The organism is Mesorhizobium sp. B2-3-11, from assembly GCF_006442215.1.
Taxonomy (GTDB): Bacteria; Pseudomonadota; Alphaproteobacteria; order Rhizobiales; family Rhizobiaceae; genus Mesorhizobium; species Mesorhizobium salmacidum.
This window is the reverse complement of the sequence record NZ_VFVS01000013.1, coordinates 111,567-133,772: the sequence shown is the minus strand read 5'-3', so window position 1 is coordinate 133,772 and position 22,206 is coordinate 111,567. Positions and strand designations below refer to the sequence as shown.

The following is a 22,206-nucleotide window of genomic DNA, read 5'->3' as shown; positions in this document are numbered from 1 at the left end:
CATGCCTGCTAAGGGTCCGAGCGGCGCCAAGCTCAACTCGAGATGGCTCACCATCGTCGGCATCGGCGAGGACGGTTTAGCGGGTCTCGGCGACGAGGCCAAGCGGCGGATCGCCGAGGCAGAGTTCATCTTCGGTGGCAAGCGGCACCTGGCGCTCGTCGCTTCCTTCGCCAGGGGCAAGCAGCGACCTTGGCCGGTTCCGTTCGATGCCGGAATGGCCGAGATCTTGGCGCTTGCCGGCGGAAACGTCTGCGTGCTCGCCTCCGGCGACCCGTTCTTCCACGGGGTCGGCGCCACCCTCGCCCGCAAGGTCAACCCGCGCGAGATGTATGTCATCCCAGCGCCGTCAGCCATTTCGCTGGCAGCCGCCCGTCTTGGCTGGGCGCTGCAGGACATCGAGATCATCTCACTGCACAGCCACCCGATCGACCTGATTCGCCCGCTGCTGCAGCCCAACGCACGCATCCTGGCGCTGACATCGGATGGCGATGCACCTGCTGCAATTGGGCGCCTGCTTACCGAACTAGATTTCGGCACTTCGCGGTTGACGGTCTTGGAAGCGTTAGGCGGGCCGAAGGAGACGTTGCGTTCGGTTCGTGCCGACGCCTTCAACCTCGAAAACATCAATCCACTCAACGTGCTGGCCATCGAAATTGACTCGAACCCGCAAGCGCGCGTGCTGCCGCTCACATCAGGCCTTGCCGATCATCTGTTCGAGCATGACGGCCAGATCACCAAACGCGAAATCCGCGCCGTAACCCTGTCGGCGCTGGCGCCGAGGCGCGGCGAATTGCTGTGGGATGTCGGCGCCGGTTCAGGCTCGATTGGCATCGAATGGATGCTCGCCCACCCTTCGATGCGCGCCATCGCCATCGAGGCCGATCCGGCCCGCGCCGCCCGCATCGGCCACAACGCCGTTGCCTGCGGCGTTCCCGGCCTCGTCATTGTGGAAGGCAGCGCGCCCAAGGCACTGGCCAGGCTAGAGACGCCCGATGCCGTCTTCATCGGTGGCGGTGGCAGCGACGCCGGCGTCTTGACCGCCGCCACCAAGGCCTTGCGCGCCGGCGGCCGTCTTGTCGCCAACGCGGTGACGCTGGAAATGGAAGCCCTGCTTCTCGCCCAGCACACAAAGCGCGGCGGCGATCTCACCCGCATTGGCATCTCCCGCGCTTCGCCGGTCGGCTCCATGCAGGCATGGCGGCCGGCCATGCCTGTCACGCAATGGAGCTGGGTGAAGCCATGATGGTCGCGGGCATCGGCAGCCGCAAAGGCGTAACCGTCGAAGACGTGCTCGCGGCGATAGAAACCGCGCTCGAAGCGCATGGCCTGGCGATGTCGGCTCTTTCGGCACTGGCTACCGCGGCGCTCAAGAAGGATGAAGACGCGATCGCCGCCGCCGGTCGAAAACTGAACCTTCCGGTCATCATCGTCGATGACGCAGCCCTTCAGGCCGCCTCGCCGCGGACGCTCAGCAACTCCAGCCTCTCGCGGGACTTGGCCGGCACCCCATCGGTCTCGGAAGCCTCCGCCCTTGCCGTCGCCGGCAAAAGCGCCAGCCTGCTTGGTCCGCGCACCGTGCTCGGCGCGGTCACCTGCGCCATTGCCATCAGCGGAGACGCGCCATGACCGTCCATTTCATCGGCGCCGGTCCGGGTGCGGCCGACCTCATCACGCTGCGTGGCGCAAGGCTCCTGGTGAGTTGCCCGGTCTGCCTCCATGCCGGGTCGATCGTCGCGCCGGAATTGCTGCAGCATTGCGCGCCGGGAACAAAATTGATCGACACCGCGCCGATGTCGCTGGATGAGATCGAGGCTGAATATGTGGCGGCCCACAAGGCCGGCCATGATGTTGCCCGCCTGCACTCCGGCGACCTGTCGGTGTGGAGCGCTGTCGCCGAGCAGATCCGCCGGCTGGAAAAGCATGGCATCCCCTACACGATGACCCCGGGCGTCCCGTCCTTCGCCGCCGCCGCCGCCGCACTTCGCCGCGAGCTGACCATTCCCGAAGTCGCGCAAAGCCTGGTGCTGACCCGCGTCTCCGGGCGTGCGTCGAAAATGCCGCCCGGCGAAACGCTGGCCGCCTTCGGCCGCACCGGCGCCACGCTGGCCATTCATCTTGCCATCCACGCCATCGATCGCGTCGTCGCCGAACTGACGCCGCATTATGGCGGCGATTGCCCGGTCGCGATCGTCTTCCGCGCGTCCTGGCCGGATGAGCGGGTGCTCACCGGCACGCTGGAGACCATCGAGGCAAAGCTCGCCGCCGATCCGATGGAGCGTACGGCGCTCATCTTCGTCGGCCGCTCGCTGGCGGCGGAAAGCTTTGGCGAGAGTTCATTATACGACGCCCATTATCAGCGGCGTTTTCGCGGACGGGACGGATTGTGAGCGGCAGCACCAGCAATAAAGGCGGAAACGCCACGCTCGAAGGGGCGCTCGCGCGCCTGAACTTCAAGCCTCGTCCGCTTGAGCCGGGCCATGTCTGGCTGGCCGGCGCCGGTCCCGGCGATCCCGGCTGCCTGACCCTGGAAGTGCTGGCGGCGCTGGCCGAAGCGGATGCGCTGGTCTACGACGCGCTGGTTTCGCCTGATGTCGTCGCTGTTGCCGCAAGTGCCGAGCTTTTCTTTGCCGGCAAGCGCGGCGGCCAGCCCTCGATGAAGCAGGACGACATCACCGCCCTGCTGGTACGGCTGGCGCGTGAAGGCCGCCGCGTCGTCAGACTGAAGGGCGGCGATCCCTATATTTTCGGCCGTGGCGGCGAAGAGGCGCTGGCGCTGGCGCGCGAAAACATCCCGTTCCGTGTGCTGCCGGGCCTGACATCGGGCCTCAGCGCGCTGGCGGCCACGGGCATCCCGGCCACCATGCGCGGCATAAACAAGGCTGTCATCCTGGCGACTGGGCATGCCGCCGGCACCGATGACGACATCGACTGGGCGGCGATCGCCCGCACCGGCCAGCCTGTGGTCGTCTATATGGGCATGGCCAATCTGCCACTGATAGCAGCCGCCTTGCTCGACGGCGGACTGGCGCCGTCGACGCCGGCCGCCGTGATTGTCGCCGCGACGACACCGCAGGAGCGAACCGTCGTGGCCACGCTCGCCACCATTGCCGAGGAAGCGGCGGCTGCCGGGCTCGCCTCACCGGCACTGATCGTCGTCGGCGGCATCGTCGCGATGCGCGCGGCACTGGCAGCGCAAGCATGACGGCGCGCGCGATCATCATCGGCGCGCCGCGCTCCGGCTCGGGCAAGACCAGCGTCACCATCGGCATTCTGCGCGCGCTCACCCGGCGCGGCCTGAAGGTGCGCGGCGCCAAATCCGGCCCGGACTATATCGACCCCGGCTTCCACACCGCCGCCACCGGCCTGTCCGGCGTCAACCTCGACAGCTGGGCGATGTCACCGTCGCTGCTCAATGCGCTCGCGGCACAGGCAGCCGACGATACCGACTTCGTCATCCTCGAAAGCGCAATGGGCCTGTTCGACGGTATTCCGGCCTCGCCGGGGCGCACCGGTTCGGCCGCCGATCTTGCCCGGCTTTACGGCCTGCCGGTGCTGCTGGTGCTCGACGTGTCAGGCCAGTCGACCACGGCGGCGGCCGTCGCCAAGGGTTTTGCCATTTACGATCCGGATGTGCGCATGGCGGGTGTCGTGCTCAACCGGCTGGGCAGCGAGCGTCACCGGCGGCTGTCCGGCGACGCCATCAAGGCGATCGGCCTGCCAGTCGTCGGCGCCATCTTGCGCGATCCCACGTTGAACCTGCCCGAACGCCATCTCGGCCTCGTCCAGGCCGGCGAATATGACGATCTGATGGCGCATCTCGACCGGCTCGCCGACATGGCGGAGAAGTCGCTCGATCTCGACGCGGTCATGGCGCTGGCGACACCCCTGGCCCCGGCAGTTGGCGACTTCACCGACGCGCTGCGGCCGCCCGGCCAGCGCATCGCACTGGCCGAGGATGCCGCCTTCAGCTTCCTCTACCCGCATGTTGCCGCCTGTTGGCGCAAGGCAGGAGCGGAAATTGTCCCGTTCTCGCCGCTCGCCGACGAAGCGCCGGACGAGGATTGCGATGTCTGCTGGCTGCCCGGCGGCTATCCAGAGCTTCACGCCGGCAAGCTGGCCGCCGGCACGAATTTCCATGTGGGAATGGCGCGTTTCGCCGAGAAGAGGCCGATCCATGGTGAGTGCGGTGGCTTCATGGTGCTTGGTGAAGCGCTGGAGGATGCCGGCGGCGAAACGCATCGCATGCTCGGCCTGCTCGGCCATTCCACCAGCTTCGCCAGGCGCAAGATGAATCTCGGCTACCGTGAGGCACGGCTGCGCGCCGACTGTCCGCTGGGGCCGCAAGGCGCACTGATCCGAGGTCACGAATTCCACTATGCGCAGATGACGGCCACCGGCAATGATGAGCCGCTGGCCGACCTCGCCGACGGCCAGCGCAATCCGCTCGGCGCTTCCGGCTACCGGCGTGGCCATGTCAGTGGCACCTTCTTCCACGCCATTGCACGGGCCTAGACCATGAAGCGCCCAAGAATCACCATGTCGCCTCGGCAAGTCCTCGATGACATCGCCCTTTGCCTGGTCTTCTTCACCCGCCTGCCACTGCCCGTCTTCGATTTTCGTGGCCGCAGCCTCGCCGCCGCGATCTGGGCCGCCCCCATTGCCGGCCTTGTCGTCGGCTTGATCGGCGCGATCGTCTTTGCCACGGCGGAACGGTTTGGCCTTGCCATAGGACCGTCGGCCGCCCTCGCCCTTGTTGCAACCGTGCTCACCACAGGCTGCCTGCATGAGGATGGGCTGTCCGACGTCGCCGACGGCTTCGGTGGCGGCAAGTCGCGCGGACGCAAGCTCGAGATCATGCGCGACAGCCGCATCGGTGCCTATGGTGCCATGGCGCTGGCGCTATCGCTGCTGATCCGCTGGAGCACGCTTTCGGAACTCACCGATCCCACGCAAGCCCTCTTCGCTCTGGTGGCGGCGCATGCCGCTTCGCGCGGCATGCTCGGCGCCTTTATGCATCTTTTGCCGCCAGCGCGATCCGACGGCCTCTCGGCAGACGCCGGCACCGTCTCACTCGAAATGGCAATAGCCGGCGCCGTGCTCGGCGCGATTCCGCTGCTCCTGCTTGGCGCCGGCGGCGCCATTGCCGCGCTCATCCTGCTCGGCCTGCTGTTTGCTGCCTTCCACGCCCTTTGCCTCAACCAGATCAATGGCCAGACCGGCGACACGGTTGGCGCCTTGCAGCAATTGAGCGAGATCGCGGTGCTTCTCGTCGCTTCCGTCGCTCTTTCCTGATCCCCTTTTGCCTGATTCCCTTCCGGAGACCTTGCCCCCATGCCCTTCAAATCCCTCGATGAACTGCGCGCCGCCTGTCTCGACCTGCCCGCCGGCAGCGAGGCGGCAGCCAATGCCGTTGCCAGCCGCCAGGACACGCTGACCAAACCGCAAGGCAGTCTCGGCCGGCTGGAAACGATCACCGCCTGGCTGGCGCGCTGGCAGGGCCGTGACATGCCGAAGCTCGACCGCGTGAAAGTCTTCGTCTTCGCCGGCAACCACGGCGTCACCGCGCAAGGCGTGTCGGCCTATCCTTCGGAAGTCACCGTGCAAATGGTGGCGAATTTCGCTGGCGGGGGTGCTGCCATCAACCAGCTCGCCCGCATCGCCGGCGCCGAGCTCGACGTCATCCCGCTCGACCTCGATCATCCAACCGGCGATTTCACCCAAGTGCCCGCAATGGATGAGAAACCCTTCCTCGCCGCGGTCTCGGCCGGTTACGACGCGGTGACGAAAGATCTGGACCTCGTCTGTTTTGGCGAAATGGGCATCGGCAACACCACGCCGGCCGCCGCCATTTCGGCGGCGCTTTTCGGCGGGGGTGCCGAAAAATGGACCGGGCGCGGCACCGGCGTCGACGATGCCGGACTGAAGCGCAAGGTGGTCGCCATCGAAGCCGGCCTGAAGCGCCACGCCGCCGCCCTTGCCGATCCGCTGGGGGTCGCAGCCAGCCTCGGCGGGCGCGAACTCGCCGCCATCTTCGGCGCCACGCTCGCCGCCCGGCATCTGGGCATACCCGTGCTGCTAGACGGCTTCGTCTGCACCGCCGCCGCCGCGCCGCTGGCAAAGCTGCACCCAACCGGCCTTGCTCATACGACCGCCGCACATGTCTCCGCCGAATCGGGCCATCGCGGCCTGCTCGAAGCGCTCGCCCTGCCGCCGCTACTCGATCTCGGCATGCGGCTCGGCGAAGGCTCTGGCGCGTGCCTCGCCGTCAACATCGTGCGCTCGGCGCTGGAGTGCCATGCGAGAATGGCGAGTTTTGCCGAGGCTGGCGTGTCGGAGAAGTAATGCGCGGATCGCCTTGATGTACAAACCCTCATAAATTTTCAGAGGCCCAAAAACAGCGGGTTCGCGATGTCCTTGCTCGGAGTGAGTGAAATTTCGACCGCAAAAAGCGGCCCCGGGCGCCGCTCGGCCTTTCCGCAGGCTCAACGAAGGAGGAATATTAGCAGGAAAGAATATATTAACGACTGTGATGCAGCCTTCCATGCGGGGACGGGAAACGCCTCCTCATCGGACGTTCCAAACGCGCGCCCTCAAGCGCCGGGACGCTCGACCAATGCGGAGCAAACGCATGAGTGTCGGAGCAGCTCTCGAACTATTGCTGCGGTTGATTCATAGCCGAGCCATGAAGTTGGCGGCGTTGCCGGAGGATGAAAGGGATATACATTACGATCTCATCCGCCGCTCATGTTGCGAAGCCGCCGAGCACATCGGGCAAAACCCCGACAAGGCAGCCATCACGGCAAACGACATGGTTGAATTTGTTCGCGCACTGGTGGGAATCATCGAAGTGGGCTGTGGATCAGGCCAAGGGCCAAGCACCGATCGGCCGCCGCCAGCGCGACATTTTGGCAGCCGGGAGAATGGCATGACACGCGTCTAGAGCATGATGCGGAAAAGTGTGGGTGCTGGCCCAAAATATTTGGACACGGACCTCCGCCTGCATCCATCGGGGTCCCTCACCTCGTCCAACAAATTGATTTTGTTAGATTTTGGTGGGTGCGCACAGGATTGAACTGTGGACCCGCTGATTAAGAGTCAGCTGCTCTACCAACTGAGCTACGCACCCACTCGGCCGGCAAAAACCGGCGTTGGCGGGCATATAGCCGCCGACACCGGTCCTGTCCAGCCCTGCTGGAATCATTTCCCGACAAATCGCATCAAGCCTTGTCGTGCCGGGAAAGAATGCGGAGGCGATCAGACGAAAAGCTTGCCTTCCGCCACCTTGATCGCGTTGCCGCCAATGCGCGCGGACTGCAGCTTTCCGCCTTGCACGGTCAGTTCGAGGCGAATGCGCGACGGCCGCCCCATCTCCAGTCCCTGCTCGATCCACAATTGCGAAACCCCGTCCGTCGGGCCGTCGAAATGCATGATGGCGCCGGCGAAGGCCGCCGCCGCCGAACCGGTCGCCGGGTCCTCGTAGGACGGCGTGCCGGGCACGATCATGCGCACATGGAACGCGCTTTCGTGATTCACCGTTTCACGGCAATAGACGTACGGGCTGGCGAAGGCCCATTCGCTCTTGCGCGGCGCTAGTTCCGACCACGCCTGGTTGTCCAGCCGGATCCGGCCTGCCGCCTCGAGGTTGGCGACCGGGATGGTCACATAGGGCACGCCCGCCGACCAGAAGGCGACGCGGTGATTCTCGAAGCCGATCTCGTGCGGTGTCAGGCCGAGTGCCGCGCCGATCGCCTCCGGATCGGCGTCGAGCTTCAGCGGCTCCGGCAGCTTGGCGAGGTCGAATTCGGCGAAGGTGGCGCCATCGTGCTTGCTCACGGCGCAACGCACCGGACCAATGTTTTCTTCCAGCACGAAAATGCCGGCGCCGCCCTCACCGGCCAGTTCCGCCAGCGCGATTGCCGAGCCCACCGTCGGGTGGCCGGCGAACGGCATTTCATAATCGGGGGTAAAGATGCGGATGCGGTTTCGGTGCTTGGGATTGTCCGGCGGCAGCACGAAGACCGATTCGGACAGGTTGAACTCGCGCGCGATGGCTTGCATCGCGGCGGTGTCCAGACCTTTGCAATCCAACACCACCGCCAGCGGGTTGCCGGCCAGTCGCTCGGTCGTAAACACATCGTAAAGCAAGTAATTCCGGGTTTGCATTCCTGCCTCAATCCCAACATGGGCGAAATTTAATTTGATATTTGAACCGATAAGCCTGATCTGTGCACAGACAGGGACATTACGCATAATAGGGGTCCGACGTGGACCAGATTGTCAATCTGCCAAAGGCGGAATCGGATTCCGCCATTGAGACGGCGCTAGGGCTCGACCAGATCGGCCGGCGCAGGACGCGCCGCCGCGGCTGGCTCTACGCGCTGCTGGCGCTGATCGTCCTCGTCGCGGCTTTTGCCGGCTACCAATGGTATGCCGGCACGCCGACCAAGATCGACTATACGACAGTGCCGGCCGCCAAGGCCGACCTCACCGTCCAGGTTTCGGCGACTGGCACGCTGCAACCCCTCACCCAGGTCGACATATCAAGCCAGCTCTCCGGCATCATACGCTCGGTCACGGTCAACGAGAACCAGCAGGTGAAGAAGGGCGACGTGCTGGCTGCACTCGACACCGCCAAGCTGCAGGTCCAGATCGAACGGGCCGAAGCGTCCGCAAAAGGGGCGGCTGCCAATGTCGAGGACGCCCGGGTGACGCTCACCGAGAACGAGAGCGCGCGTGTCCGCGCGGCGGCCCTGACCAAGCGCGGCATGGCCACCGACCAGTCGCTCGAGGCCGCGACCGCGACCCGCGATCGCTCCAAGGCTGCACTCGACAGCGCCGAGGCCAATCTCGCCATCGCCAATGCAGACTTGAAATCGCAGCAGACCGATCTCGCCAACAGCACCATCTATGCGCCGATCGACGGCATCGTGTTGACCCGTTCGGTCGACCCCGGCCAGACGGTCGCCTCTTCGCTGCAGGCGCCGGTGCTGTTCATCATCGCCGCGGATTTGAGGAACATGGAGCTGGTGGCGGCGGTCGACGAAGCCGACATCGGCGCGGTCAAATCAGGCCAGCATGCCCGCTTCACCGTCGACGCCTTCCCCGACCGGCCGTTCGATGCCGAGATCCGCGACATTTCCTATGCCTCGGTCACGACGGATGGGGTCGTCACCTACAATGCGCGGCTCGAGGTCGACAACAGCGAACTTCTGCTGCGCCCGGGCATGACCGCCACCGTTTCGGTCGTTACCCGGCAGGCCAAGGATGTGCTCACCGTGCCGGCCAGCGCCTTCCGCTACCGACCGGCGCAGCAGGCCCCGCGTGGCTGGAGTCTCGGCGACCTGTTCACCGGCCGCATGGGCCGCCCCGACCGCCAACGCCAGGCGGCGAAGGCCCCCACCGATGGTTCTCGCACGCTCTATGTGCTGGAGAACGGCCGGCCGCATCCGGTCAACGTCAAGATCGGCTCCACCGATGGCGAACTGACAGAGATCACCTCCGGCCTGGAGGAAGGAGCGCAGATCATCACCGCCTCGCAGTCGCGGAGCTGAGGCTATGGCCGCGGGCGCGCCCCTCATTATCTTCGACACGGTCTGGAAGAGCTACGGCCAGGGCGAAGCCAAGGTGCATGCGCTGGCCGGCGTCGACCTTGCCATTCGGCGCGGCGAATTCGTCGCCATCATGGGTCCGTCGGGCTCCGGCAAGTCAACGGCAATGAACATCATCGGTTGCCTCGACACGCCGACGGCCGGAACCTACTCCTTCATGGGCGTCGATGCCGGCCGGCTCGACCGCAACCGCCGCGCCATGTTGCGCAACCTTTATGTCGGCTTCGTCTTCCAGGGCTACAATCTCTTGGCCCGCACCACCGCGGCGGAGAACGTCGAACTGCCGCTGATCTATCGCGGCGTCGCCGCCCGCGAGCGCCGCGACCTTGCCATGCAGGCGCTGGCTGAGGTCGGCCTTGTCGGCCGCGAACATCACACGCCGGCCGAGCTCTCCGGCGGCCAGCAGCAGCGCGTGGCGATCGCACGCGCCATCGTCACCAGGCCGACGCTGCTCGTCGCCGATGAGCCGACCGGCAATCTCGACACGGCTCGCACCCACGAAATCATGGAACTGCTGACGCGGCTGAACAAGGAGCTTGGCCTGACCGTCGCCATGGTCACGCACGAGGCCGATGTCGCCGAATATGCCGAGCGCACCATCCGCTTCCTCGACGGCCATGTCGCCTCCGACACAAGGAACATGGAGACGGCATAACCATGATCTGGGAAACCATCCGCCTCTCGCTGCGCTCGATCCGCCGCAACGTGCTGCGTTCGTTCCTGACCTTGCTGGGCATCGTCATCGGGGTCGCCGCCGTCATTGCCATGCTGACCATCGGCTCCGGCACCACGCAAAAGGTCAAGGCCGACATCTCCAAACTCGGCAGCAATCTGCTGGTCGTCCGGGCCGGGCGCCCGGCCGGTCCCGGAGGTCCGGGCGGGCTCGATCAAGCGGTGCGGCCGCTGGCGGAAAAGGACCTGGCGGCGCTGGTTGCGCATCTCTCCGGCGCGCGCGCCATCTCGCCGGCATCGCAGAAGCAGGTCCGCGTCATCTTCGGCACTGAAAGTCTGACCTCAGGCGTCACCGGCACCGACAGCGCCTATCTCGACGCGCGCGACTGGAAACTGGTGTCCGGCCGCCCGTTCAGCGATTCCGAAACCCGTTCGGGCACCGGCGTGTGCCTGATCGGCGAGACGGTGCGCCAGCAATTCTTCGGCACCGGCGATCCCGAGGGTGAGATCATCCGCGTCAACCGCACCTCCTGCAAGATCGTCGGCCTTCTCGAGCCGAAGGGCTATACCGGCTTCGGCCAGGACCAGGACAATGTCGTGCTGATGCCGCTCGCCGCCTATCAGCGCCGCATCGCCGGCAACCGCGATATCGACAACATCTACATCGCCGCCGACGACCGCACGCCGACCACCGAATTGCAGCCGCGCGTCGAGGATATTTTGCGCGATGCACGCCGTATAACCCCGGACCGCGAAAGCGATTTCGCCATCCGCGACATGACCCAGATCGCCGACGCCATGGCCAGCGCAACCACGACGATGACCGGCATGCTGGGCGCGGTCGCCGGCGTCAGCCTGCTGGTCGGCGGCATCGGCATCATGAACATCATGCTGGTGTCGGTCACCGAGCGAACCCGCGAGATCGGCATCAGGCTCGCCATCGGCGCGCATGAAAAGCACATCCTCATCCAGTTCCTGGTCGAGGCGACGGTGCTGTCGCTGCTCGGCGGCATCATCGGCATCCTGATTGGCCTGGCGCTGGCCGGCCTCGCCTCGATGACCTTGACCATACCCTTCGCGCCGAGCCCGGCGGTCATCCTGCTCGCCGTCGGCTTCTCGGCGCTGATCGGCATGGTGTTCGGCTTCTTCCCGGCCCTGCGCGGCGCCAGGCTCGACCCGATCGACGCGTTGCGTCACGAGTAAAGGAGCAAGCTGCGAAGGCAGCCCGGCACTCCGGGCCGGTGTTACACAACCTTCTGCTCGAGACGATCATGCAGGATCGTGCGGCGCTTGCCGGCAGGCATCGCCGCGATACCGAAACGTAGCTCAGCCACGGTGACGGCCGATAGATGCAGGGTTTCGACGGCCTGCGCGTCGATCCATGCTGTGACACGGGGATCGGGTGCAGGTTTCCACGGCTCAGAAATTACATTGGTGTCGATGAGGATCATTCGAACCGCACCGGCTCGCCCGGTGTTTTGTCGCGAAGCTGTTGCAAGGTATCGACATCCTCTTGAGACAATCCGGCCTCGCGGCCGATGGCGGCGAGCAGGGAGCCGAGTTTGACTCGATTGGTCGGCCGCACAGCCGTTTCCAGGATTTCACGCATTTCGGCTTCGGTGCTGCGGCCGTGGTGCGCTGCCCGCACCTTCAAGGCGCGGAGCGCGCAACAGCCCGTGTACGGTTTTATCATCTGCAAGAAGCCACTCGGACCATCGCGTCTGCGATCATGACATCGGCACGAAATTTTAATTTCCGTTCGCGAAATGCCACTCGATCAGGGGCTCCATGTGCGGCGACAGACCGTCCGGCAGGTCGTCGGCATGGCGGATGATCACCGGCCCCTCGATCTCCGGATCGGCTTCGGTGGCGACGAAGGCCAAGATTCGGCGCGCTATCTCATCGGCAGGCTCGTCGACGTGATAGCGGCGGAAGATGACGGTGCCGCTTGCCGTCGACAGCGCGTGCCAGCGCACCCCGCGCCTGGCATCCGACAGGTCGAGGCCGGTCTCCTCGCGCACCTCGCGGATCATGTTGAAATCGACATCGACCAGCCCATCGCGGAAATCGGTCGGCTCGAACGAACCGGCGGCGAAATAGACCCGGCCGGCATTGACGGTTCGCGGCCCCATGCGAATCGCCACCAGCGCATTGTCGCCGGCCACCAGCACGGCATGGGCATAGGCGTGTTCGGCGCCGGAATTCTTGCGCCGCTTCCGCCACAGCATGAAGGTCGAGTAGTTGACCGCATGGCAGAGGCCAATGAGACTGCGGTCGCGATAGGCAAGTTCCGAAAGCAGAACCACGGTGCCGTCGAAGAGCGCCGGATTGGTCTCGATCTCGCTCTGCCAGTTCTCGGCGATCGCCCCGGCATTATCCACCGCGAAGGGATGCGGGCCGGCATCGAGGCGCACATCGATGGCGTCGACCGGCAGGATGACATTGCGTGGAAGATCAAAGCTCATGTCGGCTCAGGCCCCATCCTGCCCATCAGGCCCCGGGCCCATACTCCCCATCATGCCATGTCCAGCTTGATCGCCACCGGGCAGTGGTCCGAAGCCTTGGGCCGATCCCAGCCGGCGCGCGGGAAGCGCTCGACTTCCTGGCCCGCGGGAAAGATCGTGCGCCAGGGCTGACCGTTGCGGATGATGTCGGGAACCGCGGTGGCGTTCTTCGCCGCCAGTCCCCTGGAAAGCAGGATATAGTCGAGCTGGCACAGATGCCGCTCTTCGGGTCCGCGTGTGTGATAGAAGGTCCAGCGGTTCATTTCCGGCCGGCGCTCCACCACGTTTTCGCAGAAGCCGCCCGCTGTCAGCACGTTGATGCAGGACAGGTTCTCGTCAACCACCTCGAAACGGTAGCCGTCCACCTCATCGCCGGCGATCTTCACCCGCTGGCGGTAATCGTTCATGTCGCCGCAGATCGCCCAGCGCTTGTCGGCGGCATGATCCACACCGAAACGCTCCTCGATGATGCGCCGCACGGCCTGCGCTTCCGCGACGCGCACCGGCATTGTCGCTTCGCGTCCGTCGAGCCCGTTGCGGGGCGAGCCCATCGACTTGAAGTGCACGAGATAAAGCGTCATCGGTGCGCCGCCCACCTTGATGTCGACCTCCAGGCAGTCGCGCCGGAAGATGCGTTCATTGGACTGGTTGCCGAGGGCCGCCAGCTCCGGCGTATGCAACCCGAACTGCTCGTAGGTGACATAAGCGTGGCTGGTCATGCGAACGAATTCGATCGGCTGTCCCTGCGCGGTTTCGTTGCGCATCATCACGGCGACATCGATGCCGCGCGAATCATTGCCCGACGTGGTGTATTTCTGGCGGTAACCCTGCCCCACCATCTTGAACAGATAGCCGTACTCGAACGCCTTCAGCGCTTCGATGTTGTCGACCTCCTGCATGCAGATGATGTCGGCGCGGGTGGCGGCGATGGCCAGTGCCGTCAGCTGGCGCGTGTCGTCGGATTGCGCGATGGCGCGCGCCTGCTCCAGTATCTTGTATTCGGCCTCGCTCTGGATATCGAACATCGCCAGCGTGCGATCCTCGTTGAGCTGGTTGCGATAGCCGGAAAAATCGAACCTGTTCATCAGGTTCTCGACATTGAAGGTGGCAAGGCGCAGCGACATGCCCTGACCTTTGCCTGCAAGAGCGGCGGAAAACAAGATCGCGGGACCACAAGCAGGGATGCTTTGGTCCTGGTGGCCTTCGCCCTATGGTTGACGGAACCTTTCCGTTCATCCGCCGTTCAGACGCAAAGGCCCACAGTAGGCTCATTCCCAGGGTAGGCGTGGGGCCTGTATCTCTTGGAGAGTGCAATGAATTCGCTCTTTTCTTCCACTGTCAAATCCGGGCTGATTGCGCTCGGTATTGTCTCCGGTATCACGGCGCCATCCGCCGCCGGTCCGATCCTGCAGCCCGATCTATCGATCCCGGCCAGCACCGCGCCAACGGTCACCCCGGTCCGCGAAGACTGGGCCGGCGGCAACAACAATGGCGGCGATTGGAGATGGCGCCGGAACTGGAACGGCGGCCACTGGAATGGTGGCGGCAACTGGAGCGGCCGCCACTGGAATGGCGGAGGCAACTGGAGCGGCCGCCACTGGAATGGTGGCGGTAACTGGAGTCGCGGCGATGACTGGCGCTGGCGCCATGGCCGCCGCTATTATCACGGCGGCTACTACGATGATGGCGCCGCCGCAATCCTCGGTCTTGGTCTGGGGCTCGGCCTTGGCAGCATGTACAACAACTATAACAACTACGATTACTATACGCCGGCGCCGCGCCGCTACTACCGCGCCGGCCGGCTTTCGAGCGCCCATGTCCGGTGGTGCTACAACCGCTACCGTTCATATCGCGCCTACGACAACACGTTCCAGCCCTATAACGGCCCGCGCCAGCAGTGCTGGTCGCCCTATAGCTGAGCTGGCTGCGGCTGATGTGGAGAAAATGAAAACGGCGCCACCTGGCGCCGTTTTTGGTTTTGACCGTTCGAAGTTAGAGGGCTTCGAGCCTGTCGATTTCGCTCAGTTCTTGGCCTTGTCGACCAGCTTGTTCTTGGAAATCCACGGCATCATCGCGCGCAGCTTGGCGCCGACTTCCTCGATCTGATGGCTGTCATTGTTGCGGCGGATCCCCTTGAAGCGCGACATGCCGGCGCGGTATTCCTGCATCCACTCCGAGGTGAACTTTCCCGTCTGGATGTCCTTCAGCACGCGCTTCATTTCGGCTTTGGTCTCGGCGGTGATGATGCGCGGGCCCGAGACATATTCGCCCCACTCGGCGGTGTTCGAGATCGAGTAGTTCATGTTGGCGATGCCGCCTTCATAGATCAGGTCGACGATCAGCTTGACCTCGTGCAGACACTCGAAATAGGCCATTTCCGGCGCGTAACCGGCTTCCACCAGCGTCTCGAAGCCGGCGCGGATCAGTTCGACCAGGCCGCCGCACAGCACGACCTGCTCGCCGAACAGGTCGGTCTCGCATTCCTCGCGGAAATTGGTCTCGATGATGCCCGAACGGCCGCCGCCGACGCCACAGGCATAGGAGAGAGCGAGGTCGAGCGCGTTGCCCGAGGCGTCCTGGTTGACGGCGACCAGGCACGGCACGCCGCCGCCCTTCTGGTATTCGCCGCGCACAGTGTGGCCCGGGCCCTTTGGCGCGATCATGACGACGTCGACGGTCGACTTCGGCTCGATGAGGCCGAAATGCACGTTGAGGCCGTGCGCGAAGGCGATCGCGGCGCCGTCGCGGATGTTCGGCGCGATCTCGTTCTTGTAGATGTCGGCCTGCAATTCGTCGGGGGTCGCCATCATCATCAGGTCGGCCCATTTGGCGGCATCGGCGACGCTCATCACCTTGAGCCCGTCGGCCTCGACCTTCTTGGCGGTCGCCGAGCCGGCCTTGAGGCCGATGGCGATCTCCTTGGCGCCGGAATCCTTGAGGTTGAGCGCATGCGCCCTGCCCTGGCTGCCATAGCCGATGATGGCGACCTTCTTGCCCTTGATCAGGTTGAGATCGGCATCACGATCGTAATAGACACGCATTTTACTTCCTTCCCGTTTTGAAGATCAAAGGCCTTGAGGCCCGGTTTTTGCTCCGAAAAGAGCGAGAAACTGTTGCGTCGCGCGGATGGCATCGCCGCCGATCGCCGCCTCAGTCAATTCCAGCCGGTCACCGAGCAGCAGACGGATCTGCACATCCCGGCCAACCAGCCCGAAAAAGGTCCGGAAGGCCGTCTCGGCATCCGCAAATTCAAGGAGCCCCGCCTGCCGGCCGGCTTCCAGCACCGGCTTCAGCCGCTTGGCCAGTGCAAAGCGCCCATTCTCCAGCACGACGGCGCCGAGGTTGTCCTTACCCGACCCCGCATGACCAACCGCCACCCTATTGAGCGCGATCGAGGTATCGCTCGAAATGACCATGAGCCAGTCGCTGGCAAAGCGCTCGAGGCTCGCCGTCAGCGAGGCAAGGTCGAGCCCCTTCCCGTCAACCTGCGCCACCCGCACCTTCGACGCCTGCCACTGCACGGTCGCCGTCAGCAGCCCGTCGCGGTCGCCGAACCATTTGTAGAGCGTTTCCTTGGAACAGCTCGCGCGGCGGGCCACGGCGGTCATGGTCAGGTTGTCGCCGTCTTCGACCAGCAGCCGCAGTGCCGCATCCAGGACGGCCTGCTGCCGCTCCGTCAGCGTCTCGCTATTGTCGATGTCGGGCACGATGTGCAACACGCTCTTCCCTCGCGGACGGCCAAGCCAGTCATTTTCGGCAACCGTACCGTACGTTACGGTTCGCTTCCTCCTCTATGGCCTATTGCACCGAACCTTGCAAGCCCTATTTCTCTTCGGACGGCTTCGCTGCCGTTATCCTAAGGGGAGGAAACATGTTGGCCGGTCTGCTGGCCTTGGCCATAGCCGCCGTGTTCACCGGTGCGGCGATCTATGTCAGCGTGGCCGAGCAGCCGGCACGGTTGCGGCTGGATGACAGGTCCCTGCTCCAGGAATGGCAGCCTTCCTACAAACGCGGTGCGGCCATGCAGGCATCGATCGCCATCGTCGCCTGCGTTCTCGGCCTTGTCGCCTGGTGGCAGACCGGCGGGCTTGCCTTTCTCAGCGGCGCGGTGACGATCATCCTGCCCTGGCCGTGGACCCTTGTTGTGATGATGCCGACCAATCGAGTGCTGGAGGCAATGGACCCGCAAGCGGCCAATCCGCTGGCCAGGGCGCTGATCGTCAGATGGGGCAATCTGCACCTAGTTCGCGCGGCGCTCGGTGTGCTGGCGACGCTGTCTTTTCTCTGGGGCAGCCATCTGCCTTGACCCGCCAGGCCGGGCTCGTCCCTGCGGAATCAGTCCGCGGCAGGCGGATGGCGCAGCCGGCCGAGCAGTGCCGAGACCGTGCTCAACTCATCCGGCGAGAGCTTGGCACCCACCAGTTCGGCGATCGAACGTCCGTAAACCGCCCACATGCGGCGGCGCGTCTCACGTCCCCTGGCCGTGATGCGAATGGTTTGCCCACGGCCGTCATCGGCCACCGGCAGTTTCTCGACCAGCCCGTCGGCCTCGAGCCGGGCCAGTAGACGCGAGATGTTGTACTGCGCGAACAGGGTGCGTTCGATCAATTGAAACGGCCGCAAGCCGCCCTCGCCCACCTCGGCAAGCTCGTGCAGCACATCGTACCAGGCGAGCGGCGGCAGGCCGCCCTCCTTCAGCGCGTCTTCGGCCCGTTCCATCAGTTGGCGCGAAACCCGCATCAGGCGGGCCCAGGCCTTGATGGCATCCGGCGAAGGCTTGGCTCTTTCGGTCATGGCCCACCCTAGGCGATAGATGCAGATGCATCAAGCTTGACGATCAATGCATATGCATCTACATAAATGCAATTGCATCGATGTTGAAAGGCACATTCCTATGAAACCCGCCGACACCCTCGTTCTCGTCAGCCATCCGCTCTGCCCCTATGTCCAGCGCGCCGCGATCTCGCTGGCCGAGAAAGGTGTACCCTTCGAGCGGATCGACATCGACCTCGCCGGCAAACCGGACTGGTTCAAGGCGATCTCGCCGCTCGGCAAGGTGCCGCTGCTGCGCGTACGGCAAAATGGCGGCGAGACGATAATCTTCGAATCCGCGGTCATCCTCGAATTCCTCGAGGAAACGCAGGCCAATCCGCTCCACCCTGCCGACCCTTATGCCCGCGCCCGGCACCGTGCCTGGATCGAGTATGGCTCAGCCATCCTCAACGCCATCGGCCGGTTCTATTCAGCGCCGAGCGAGGCTGGATTCCTCGCCGAGTCTAGCGCGCTGTCGGCGATGTTTGACTGCATTGAGGCTGAACTCGCTAACGATACCCTGCGGAGCGGGCCATGGTTCGCTGGCAGCCGCTTTTCCCTCGTCGATGCCGTTTACGGGCCGGTCTTCCGCTATCTCGACGCTTTCGACAGGATCGGCGATTTCGGCATCCTGGACGGCAAGCCGCTTGTCCAGGCCTGGCGCAAAGCGTTGAGCGACCGCCGGTCGATCGGGCAAGCCGTGGCGCCGGACTATCCGCAGCGCCTGCATGCTTTCCTGTGGGCGAAGGGGTCTTTTCTATCGAGCCTCATTCGGCAACGCGATCCGGCCAGCGCGCTTCGGCAAGCCCAGCTCGCCTGAACGGATCGATCACCGTGCCGGCCACCATCGAGGCCAGGAACCGCGGCGCCGGCGGAATCTTGGCAATCGTCGCCACCAGCCTGTCGCGGATGAAAGGCAGCGCCACGGAGTCCGACTGGTAGAAGGGCGTGAATGCCAGCGACAGCGCCTGGAAGGCCCGCACATGCCAGCGCCGCGCTTTCGCATAGCCTTCGAGAGCAGCCTCGACGCTGCCCGTTCGCGCCAGCGCATGGCTGAGCGCCGCGGCGTCGAGCAGCGCCATGTTGGCGCCCTGGCCAAGCTGCGGACTGGTCGAATGCGCGGCGTCGCCGACCACGGCCAACCGCCGGCCAACCGGAGACTTCATCGTGTGATGGCCATAGCGGGCCAGCGAGAGCTGGTCGAAACTGCCGATCTGGCTGGTGAACGCCTCGGCTTGCGGCCACAGCCGCACCACCCGCTCCTTCCAGGCATCGATGCCAAGGTTGCGCACGGCATCGGCATCCGCCGGTTTCAGGCTCCAGAAGAAGGCCGCCATCCTTTCGGCATCGGGTTCCGGCCGGCCGATCGGCAGCACGCCGATCATCACGCTGGCCTTGTCGTAGCGCTGCAGAAGCGCGTGCTCGTCAAAGCCCTCGCCGCGCCAGCCGAGCGATGCCCAGAATGCGCCATAGGTGAGTGGTCGTGGCGCCCCGGCATTGCCGGCGCACTGCCGCAGTTTCGAACGCGAACCGCTGGCGTCGACGACAAGATCGAACGGCCCCGCCCTTCGTCCATTGCCACGGACCAGCGTCGCCCGGTCGCCGGTGTCCAAAGTCTCGATTTCGACGCCGGTTTCGATGGCGATGGTCTCACGCCGGGCAGCGCGAAACAGCACGCCCAACAGAGCCGCCCGGTGCACCGCCAGGCCGAAGCGACCGCCGTGCTGGGCGTCGTAGCGGACGTCGAGCACGGTGCGGCCGGTCGAGGCATCGGCGCCATGCAGCCGGTCGATCCTGCTGCCCAGTGCCATGATGTCGTCGAGCAGGCCGAGATCGGCAAGCACCGTCAATCCGGTCGGCTGCAGGATCAACCCGGAGCCTACCGGCTTCGGTTCCTCAAAGCGCTCGAAGATGGTGACGCGGTGGCCGGCGCGCTTGAAATAGAGCGCCGCGGCCAGCCCAGCCGGACCGGCGCCTGCAATTGCGATATCGTAGGAAATGCCGTTGCCCCCAAGCCGCACTGGCCGGGACAATCCTTCAGCCGCCGGATGAAATCAAGTCGCGATACCGAATGCTAACCGGCTGGGTCAAGCCTGTGTCGAATCAAAGGAAGTGCGCGCGTCGCGCACCGCGTCGTGGTTGTTTTCAGCCCAATTCAACAAATGCTGCAAAGCGTCGAACATCGAGCGCCCAAGGTCGGTCAGGCTGTATTCGACACTGGGCGGCTTGGTCGGAAACACCTCGCGACGCACATAGCCGTCGCGCTGCAGATCATAGAGCGTCTGGGTCAGCATGCGCTGCGAAATGTCGGGAACCAGCCGCCGCAGCTCGCCGAAGCGATAGGGCTGCTCTGCCAGGGCCGCCGTCAACAGCGAGTTCCATTTACCATTGAGCCCCTGAATGACGTCACGGACCGGGCAATCGGCAATGTTTCCGCCTTCGGTCATTGCTTTGTAGACTTCGAGTTTGGATTTCAGATTGACGGTCCGGCTGTCCATGACTGGTTCCCTGCGTGTGCCTACCTCCCCAAAAACTGCCTTCTTTACGGCGGTGGGTCAATTCCTATTTTAGTGCTGGTCTCTTTTTGAGACCACCACCCGAACCGCCCTTCCGGCGCAATGTCAGGATCCTCCATGACCGCAACTCTTCTCGTCACCGGCGCGTCCGGCCAACTCGGCCGCAGCGTCATCAACCATCTGCTGGACACATTAGAGGTGCCGGCGGCCCGGATCATCGCCACGACCCGCACGCCCGCCAATCTTGCCGACCTGTCGGCGCGCGGCGTCACTGTTCGCGAGGCCGACTTTGACGATCGGGCCTCGCTTGCCAAAGCCTTCGCGGGCGCCGATCGGGCGCTCATCATTTCGACCAACGAGCTGGCGATCCAGGGAAAGCGGCGCGAGCAGCAGCTTGCCGCCGTGGCCGCGGCTAGGCAGGCTGGCGTCTGCCACCTGCTCTACACCTCGCTGCCCAACACCGAGCCGGGTTCCGCCGTGCTTTTTGCTCCCGACCACTACGACACCGAACAGGCGATCAAGGCCAGCGGCATTCCCTACACCATCTTCCGCAATGGCTGGTACGACGAGAACCTGTTCATGGCGATGCCGCAAATCCTCGCATCGGGCCAATGGTATACGTCCGCGGCCGACGGCGCCATTTCCTATGGCGCGCGTGACGATCTCGCCGCCGCCATAGCCGCGGGGCTGGCTTCGGACAACACCGAAAGCCAGACGTATACGCTGACCGGCCCCAGGGCCTATACGTCAGCCGAAGTCGCGGCACTTGTCACCGAAGTCACCGGCAAGCAGATCCAGGTCATTCAGCTCTCGGACGAGGCCTTGACCGAGGGGATGAAGGGCGCAGGCCTTCCCGAGCCCATCGCCCGGCTTCTCGTATCCTTCGACGCTGCCACGCGCGTTGGCGGCCTTGGGATGGTGACGGACTCCGTCGAAAAGCTTTCCGGCCGGAAGTCGGTACCGCTGAAGCAGTTCCTCGAGGCCAACAAGTCCGCATTGGCAGGCTGAAACCAGCGCGGCGGGAAGTCTTTCTCCCGCCGCGCTATTTCGGCGTTTTGACCAGCCCGAGCCGCACCAGGCTTTCCGCGGTGGCGGCCAGCGCGTCCTCGCGCGAGCGCGGCGCCCAGCCGAGCATGCGCACCGCCTTGGCGCCGGTGGCGTTCTTGACCTTGCCGAGTTCCGTCACGAGTTGCGCGGCTTCCGCGTTGAACAGCCCCACACCCGCACCAACCAATCGGGAAGCTCCCGCGTCGTGACCCGCGAGGCGGCAGCGCCGAGCCGCGTTTTCACCGTCTGGGCGATCTCCCGCACGGTCATGAAATCGCCGGCAACGGCCAGGAAACGCTCGCCACTGGCGGCGGGATTGGTCATTGCGCGCACATGCAGGTCCGCCACGTCGCGCGCGTCGACCACACCGAAGGACAGGCGCGGCAACCCAGGTATGGCACCATTCAGCATGCGCTGAACAAATTCGGTGGAGGTCGAATGGTCGGACCCGAGCACTGGTCCGAAAATGCCGACCGGATTGACGACGGCCAACTCCAGCTTGCCACCCTCGGCGGCGATGAAATCCCAGGCCGCGCTTTCGGCGAGCGTCTTCGACTTCACATAGGCGCTGACCTTGGCCGTTGGATCGGTCCAGCTCTCCTCGGTGAAGGGCCGGCCGCCGGGCGGCATCTTGCCATAGCCGATGGCGGCGAAGGACGATGTCAGCACGACGCGTTTGACGCCGGCGTCTCGCGCCGCCCTGAGCACGCGCAAGGCGCCTTCGCGAGCCGGGATGATCAGGTCATCCTGATGCTTCGGCACACCGGGCGGGAACGGTGACGCGACATGCAGGACATAGTCGCAGCCGGCGATAGCGTCGGGCCAGCCGGCATCGCTCATGAGGTCGGCGATGGCAAAGGAAAGCCTGTCGCCCGGCTCGCCGCCGCCGGCCTTGAGCATGGCGATAACGTCGGCTTCGCGCTTGGCGGCGCGCACCGTCGTGCGCACGCGATAGCCCGCCTTCAGCAGGGCAAGAATACAATGTGCACCGAGGAAACCCGATCCGCCTGTGACAAGCACCAATTCGCCGCCCATCTCAGCCTCCCC

Annotated in this window: 24 protein-coding genes, 1 tRNA gene and 2 pseudogenes; 15 read left to right on the top strand and 12 right to left on the bottom strand. The window is 64.8% G+C overall.

What is annotated here, in order from left to right; translation table 11 throughout:
• Position 1: 1 nt before the first annotated feature.
• From cbiE to FJ960_RS18770, 8 genes are all read left to right on the top strand, one after another.
• Entirely contained in the window at positions 2-1,243 is a 1,242-nt protein-coding gene (gene cbiE, locus FJ960_RS18805; RefSeq protein ID WP_140715987.1) for a precorrin-6y C5,15-methyltransferase (decarboxylating) subunit CbiE, read from the top strand.
• Positions 1,240-1,626, top strand: a complete 387-nt coding sequence (locus FJ960_RS18800; RefSeq protein ID WP_140715985.1) for a cobalamin biosynthesis protein — start codon at positions 1,240-1,242, stop codon at positions 1,624-1,626. The genes cbiE and FJ960_RS18800 overlap by 4 nt, the downstream gene beginning before the upstream one ends.
• Positions 1,623-2,387: a precorrin-4 C(11)-methyltransferase gene (gene cobM / locus FJ960_RS18795; protein ID WP_140715983.1), complete on the top strand. Its 765-nt coding sequence runs from the start codon at positions 1,623-1,625 to the stop codon at positions 2,385-2,387. The genes FJ960_RS18800 and cobM overlap by 4 nt, the downstream gene beginning before the upstream one ends.
• Complete coding sequence (gene cobA, locus FJ960_RS18790) at positions 2,384-3,202, top strand: uroporphyrinogen-III C-methyltransferase (RefSeq protein WP_140502545.1); 819 nt, start codon at positions 2,384-2,386, stop codon at positions 3,200-3,202. Before cobM ends, cobA begins: the two co-directional genes overlap by 4 nt.
• Positions 3,199-4,512, top strand: coding sequence for a cobyrinate a,c-diamide synthase (locus FJ960_RS18785; RefSeq protein WP_140715981.1), 1,314 nt, complete (start codon positions 3,199-3,201; stop codon positions 4,510-4,512). The genes cobA and FJ960_RS18785 overlap by 4 nt, the downstream gene beginning before the upstream one ends.
• A 3-nt stretch (positions 4,513-4,515) precedes the next feature.
• Positions 4,516-5,292: an adenosylcobinamide-GDP ribazoletransferase gene (cobS, locus tag FJ960_RS18780; RefSeq protein WP_140715979.1), complete on the top strand. Its 777-nt coding sequence runs from the start codon at positions 4,516-4,518 to the stop codon at positions 5,290-5,292.
• 39 nt (positions 5,293-5,331) lie between these two features.
• Positions 5,332-6,342, top strand: coding sequence for a nicotinate-nucleotide--dimethylbenzimidazole phosphoribosyltransferase (gene cobT, locus FJ960_RS18775; RefSeq protein ID WP_140715977.1), 1,011 nt, complete (start codon positions 5,332-5,334; stop codon positions 6,340-6,342).
• Positions 6,343-6,628: 286 nt separating this feature from the next.
• Positions 6,629-6,940 (top strand): hypothetical protein, encoded by a 312-nt coding sequence (locus FJ960_RS18770; RefSeq protein WP_140502539.1) that lies wholly within the window; start codon positions 6,629-6,631, stop codon positions 6,938-6,940.
• A gap of 110 nt (positions 6,941-7,050) precedes the next feature.
• Here FJ960_RS18770 and FJ960_RS18765 read toward each other — a convergent pair.
• A tRNA-Lys gene (locus tag FJ960_RS18765) sits at positions 7,051-7,126 on the bottom strand.
• A 128-nt stretch (positions 7,127-7,254) separates the two neighbouring features.
• Positions 7,255-8,163 carry a PhzF family phenazine biosynthesis protein gene (locus FJ960_RS18760; RefSeq protein WP_140715975.1) on the bottom strand — a complete coding sequence of 303 codons (909 nt, stop codon included), beginning with the start codon at positions 8,161-8,163 and terminating at the stop codon, positions 7,255-7,257.
• Positions 8,164-8,264: 101 nt separating this feature from the next.
• Here FJ960_RS18760 and FJ960_RS18755 point away from each other — a divergent pair, with 101 nt between their 5' ends.
• From FJ960_RS18755 to FJ960_RS18745, 3 genes are read left to right on the top strand one after another with little or no spacing between them, the layout of a single operon-like run.
• Positions 8,265-9,551, top strand: a complete 1,287-nt coding sequence (locus tag FJ960_RS18755) for an efflux RND transporter periplasmic adaptor subunit (RefSeq protein WP_140715973.1) — start codon at positions 8,265-8,267, stop codon at positions 9,549-9,551.
• Between the two features lie 4 nt (positions 9,552-9,555).
• Entirely contained in the window at positions 9,556-10,263 is a 708-nt protein-coding gene (locus FJ960_RS18750; RefSeq protein ID WP_140715971.1) for an ABC transporter ATP-binding protein, read from the top strand.
• Positions 10,264-10,265: 2 nt separating this feature from the next.
• On the top strand, positions 10,266-11,483 hold the full coding sequence (locus FJ960_RS18745) for an ABC transporter permease (protein ID WP_140502533.1): 1,218 nt from the start codon (positions 10,266-10,268) through the stop codon (positions 11,481-11,483).
• A gap of 44 nt (positions 11,484-11,527) precedes the next feature.
• Here FJ960_RS18745 and FJ960_RS18740 read toward each other — a convergent pair.
• From FJ960_RS18740 to FJ960_RS18725, 4 genes and pseudogenes are all read right to left on the bottom strand, one after another.
• Positions 11,528-11,731 (bottom strand): annotated as a pseudogene (locus FJ960_RS18740) (PIN domain-containing protein); the annotation flags it as partial.
• Positions 11,728-11,973 (bottom strand): plasmid stabilization protein, encoded by a 246-nt coding sequence (locus FJ960_RS18735; protein WP_140502775.1) that lies wholly within the window; start codon positions 11,971-11,973, stop codon positions 11,728-11,730. The pseudogene FJ960_RS18740 and the gene FJ960_RS18735, both read right to left, overlap by 4 nt.
• 55 nt (positions 11,974-12,028) lie before the next feature.
• Positions 12,029-12,745: a hypothetical protein gene (locus FJ960_RS18730; protein ID WP_140715969.1), complete on the bottom strand. Its 717-nt coding sequence runs from the start codon at positions 12,743-12,745 to the stop codon at positions 12,029-12,031.
• A gap of 50 nt (positions 12,746-12,795) precedes the next feature.
• Positions 12,796-13,908, bottom strand: coding sequence for an endonuclease/exonuclease/phosphatase family protein (locus tag FJ960_RS18725; RefSeq protein ID WP_140715967.1), 1,113 nt, complete (start codon positions 13,906-13,908; stop codon positions 12,796-12,798).
• Between the two features lie 189 nt (positions 13,909-14,097).
• Here FJ960_RS18725 and FJ960_RS18720 point away from each other — a divergent pair, with 189 nt between their 5' ends.
• Complete coding sequence (locus FJ960_RS18720; RefSeq protein WP_140715965.1) at positions 14,098-14,703, top strand: BA14K family protein; 606 nt, start codon at positions 14,098-14,100, stop codon at positions 14,701-14,703.
• Positions 14,704-14,805: 102 nt separating this feature from the next.
• Here FJ960_RS18720 and ilvC read toward each other — a convergent pair whose 3' ends face one another.
• Both ilvC and FJ960_RS18710 read right to left on the bottom strand, forming a co-directional pair.
• The gene (ilvC, locus tag FJ960_RS18715; protein ID WP_013531065.1) at positions 14,806-15,825 is read right to left on the bottom strand and encodes a ketol-acid reductoisomerase; all 1,020 of its coding nucleotides are present in this window, start codon (positions 15,823-15,825) and stop codon (positions 14,806-14,808) included.
• 24 nt (positions 15,826-15,849) lie between these two features.
• Positions 15,850-16,503 carry a TetR/AcrR family transcriptional regulator gene (locus FJ960_RS18710; RefSeq protein WP_140715963.1) on the bottom strand — a complete coding sequence of 218 codons (654 nt, stop codon included), beginning with the start codon at positions 16,501-16,503 and terminating at the stop codon, positions 15,850-15,852.
• Between the two features lie 155 nt (positions 16,504-16,658).
• Here FJ960_RS18710 and FJ960_RS18705 point away from each other — a divergent pair, with 155 nt between their 5' ends.
• The gene (locus FJ960_RS18705) at positions 16,659-17,090 is read left to right on the top strand and encodes a DUF1772 domain-containing protein (RefSeq protein WP_181174271.1); all 432 of its coding nucleotides are present in this window, start codon (positions 16,659-16,661) and stop codon (positions 17,088-17,090) included.
• 29 nt (positions 17,091-17,119) lie between these two features.
• On the opposite strand, the gene FJ960_RS18700 is transcribed toward FJ960_RS18705, so the two are convergent.
• Entirely contained in the window at positions 17,120-17,578 is a 459-nt protein-coding gene (locus FJ960_RS18700; RefSeq protein WP_140715959.1) for a MarR family winged helix-turn-helix transcriptional regulator, read from the bottom strand.
• A gap of 100 nt (positions 17,579-17,678) precedes the next feature.
• Here FJ960_RS18700 and FJ960_RS18695 point away from each other — a divergent pair, with 100 nt between their 5' ends.
• On the top strand, positions 17,679-18,416 hold the full coding sequence (locus FJ960_RS18695) for a glutathione S-transferase family protein (protein WP_140715957.1): 738 nt from the start codon (positions 17,679-17,681) through the stop codon (positions 18,414-18,416).
• Here FJ960_RS18695 and FJ960_RS18690 read toward each other — a convergent pair.
• A complete protein-coding gene (locus FJ960_RS18690) occupies positions 18,364-19,629 on the bottom strand; it encodes an NAD(P)/FAD-dependent oxidoreductase (RefSeq protein WP_140715955.1) in 1,266 nt (421 codons plus the stop codon). The two genes, FJ960_RS18695 and FJ960_RS18690, sit on opposite strands and share 53 nt — an antisense overlap.
• 54 nt (positions 19,630-19,683) lie before the next feature.
• Complete coding sequence (locus FJ960_RS18685) at positions 19,684-20,094, bottom strand: helix-turn-helix domain-containing protein (RefSeq protein ID WP_140715952.1); 411 nt, start codon at positions 20,092-20,094, stop codon at positions 19,684-19,686.
• 135 nt (positions 20,095-20,229) lie between these two features.
• Between FJ960_RS18685 and FJ960_RS18680 the strand changes: the two genes are divergently transcribed.
• Positions 20,230-21,120 (top strand): SDR family oxidoreductase, encoded by an 891-nt coding sequence (locus FJ960_RS18680; RefSeq protein WP_140715949.1) that lies wholly within the window; start codon positions 20,230-20,232, stop codon positions 21,118-21,120.
• Between the two features lie 34 nt (positions 21,121-21,154).
• On the opposite strand, the pseudogene FJ960_RS18675 reads toward FJ960_RS18680, so the two are convergent.
• Positions 21,155-22,194: pseudogene (locus FJ960_RS18675) on the bottom strand (aldehyde reductase).
• Between the last annotated feature and the right edge of the window lie 12 nt (positions 22,195-22,206).

Excerpts from the sequence above, each read along its gene's own strand:
- cbiE (WP_140715987.1), top strand. The coding sequence starts at position 2 with ATGCCTGCTAAGGGTCCGAGCGGCGCCAAGCTCAACTCGAGATGGCTC.
- FJ960_RS18800 (WP_140715985.1), top strand. The coding sequence starts at position 1,240 with ATGATGGTCGCGGGCATCGGCAGCCGCAAAGGCGTAACCGTCGAAGAC.
- cobM (WP_140715983.1), top strand. The coding sequence starts at position 1,623 with ATGACCGTCCATTTCATCGGCGCCGGTCCGGGTGCGGCCGACCTCATC.
- FJ960_RS18785 (WP_140715981.1), top strand. The coding sequence starts at position 3,199 with ATGACGGCGCGCGCGATCATCATCGGCGCGCCGCGCTCCGGCTCGGGC.
- cobS (WP_140715979.1), top strand. The coding sequence starts at position 4,516 with ATGAAGCGCCCAAGAATCACCATGTCGCCTCGGCAAGTCCTCGATGAC.
- cobT (WP_140715977.1), top strand. The coding sequence starts at position 5,332 with ATGCCCTTCAAATCCCTCGATGAACTGCGCGCCGCCTGTCTCGACCTG.
- FJ960_RS18770 (WP_140502539.1), top strand. The coding sequence starts at position 6,629 with ATGAGTGTCGGAGCAGCTCTCGAACTATTGCTGCGGTTGATTCATAGC.
- FJ960_RS18760 (WP_140715975.1), bottom strand. The coding sequence starts at position 8,163 with ATGCAAACCCGGAATTACTTGCTTTACGATGTGTTTACGACCGAGCGA.
- FJ960_RS18750 (WP_140715971.1), top strand. The coding sequence starts at position 9,556 with ATGGCCGCGGGCGCGCCCCTCATTATCTTCGACACGGTCTGGAAGAGC.
- FJ960_RS18745 (WP_140502533.1), top strand. The coding sequence starts at position 10,266 with ATGATCTGGGAAACCATCCGCCTCTCGCTGCGCTCGATCCGCCGCAAC.
- FJ960_RS18735 (WP_140502775.1), bottom strand. The coding sequence starts at position 11,973 with ATGATAAAACCGTACACGGGCTGTTGCGCGCTCCGCGCCTTGAAGGTG.
- FJ960_RS18730 (WP_140715969.1), bottom strand. The coding sequence starts at position 12,745 with ATGAGCTTTGATCTTCCACGCAATGTCATCCTGCCGGTCGACGCCATC.
- FJ960_RS18725 (WP_140715967.1), bottom strand. The coding sequence starts at position 13,908 with ATGTCGCTGCGCCTTGCCACCTTCAATGTCGAGAACCTGATGAACAGG.
- FJ960_RS18720 (WP_140715965.1), top strand. The coding sequence starts at position 14,098 with ATGAATTCGCTCTTTTCTTCCACTGTCAAATCCGGGCTGATTGCGCTC.
- ilvC (WP_013531065.1), bottom strand. The coding sequence starts at position 15,825 with ATGCGTGTCTATTACGATCGTGATGCCGATCTCAACCTGATCAAGGGC.
- FJ960_RS18700 (WP_140715959.1), bottom strand. The coding sequence starts at position 17,578 with ATGACCGAAAGAGCCAAGCCTTCGCCGGATGCCATCAAGGCCTGGGCC.
- FJ960_RS18695 (WP_140715957.1), top strand. The coding sequence starts at position 17,679 with ATGAAACCCGCCGACACCCTCGTTCTCGTCAGCCATCCGCTCTGCCCC.
- FJ960_RS18685 (WP_140715952.1), bottom strand. The coding sequence starts at position 20,094 with ATGGACAGCCGGACCGTCAATCTGAAATCCAAACTCGAAGTCTACAAA.
- FJ960_RS18680 (WP_140715949.1), top strand. The coding sequence starts at position 20,230 with ATGACCGCAACTCTTCTCGTCACCGGCGCGTCCGGCCAACTCGGCCGC.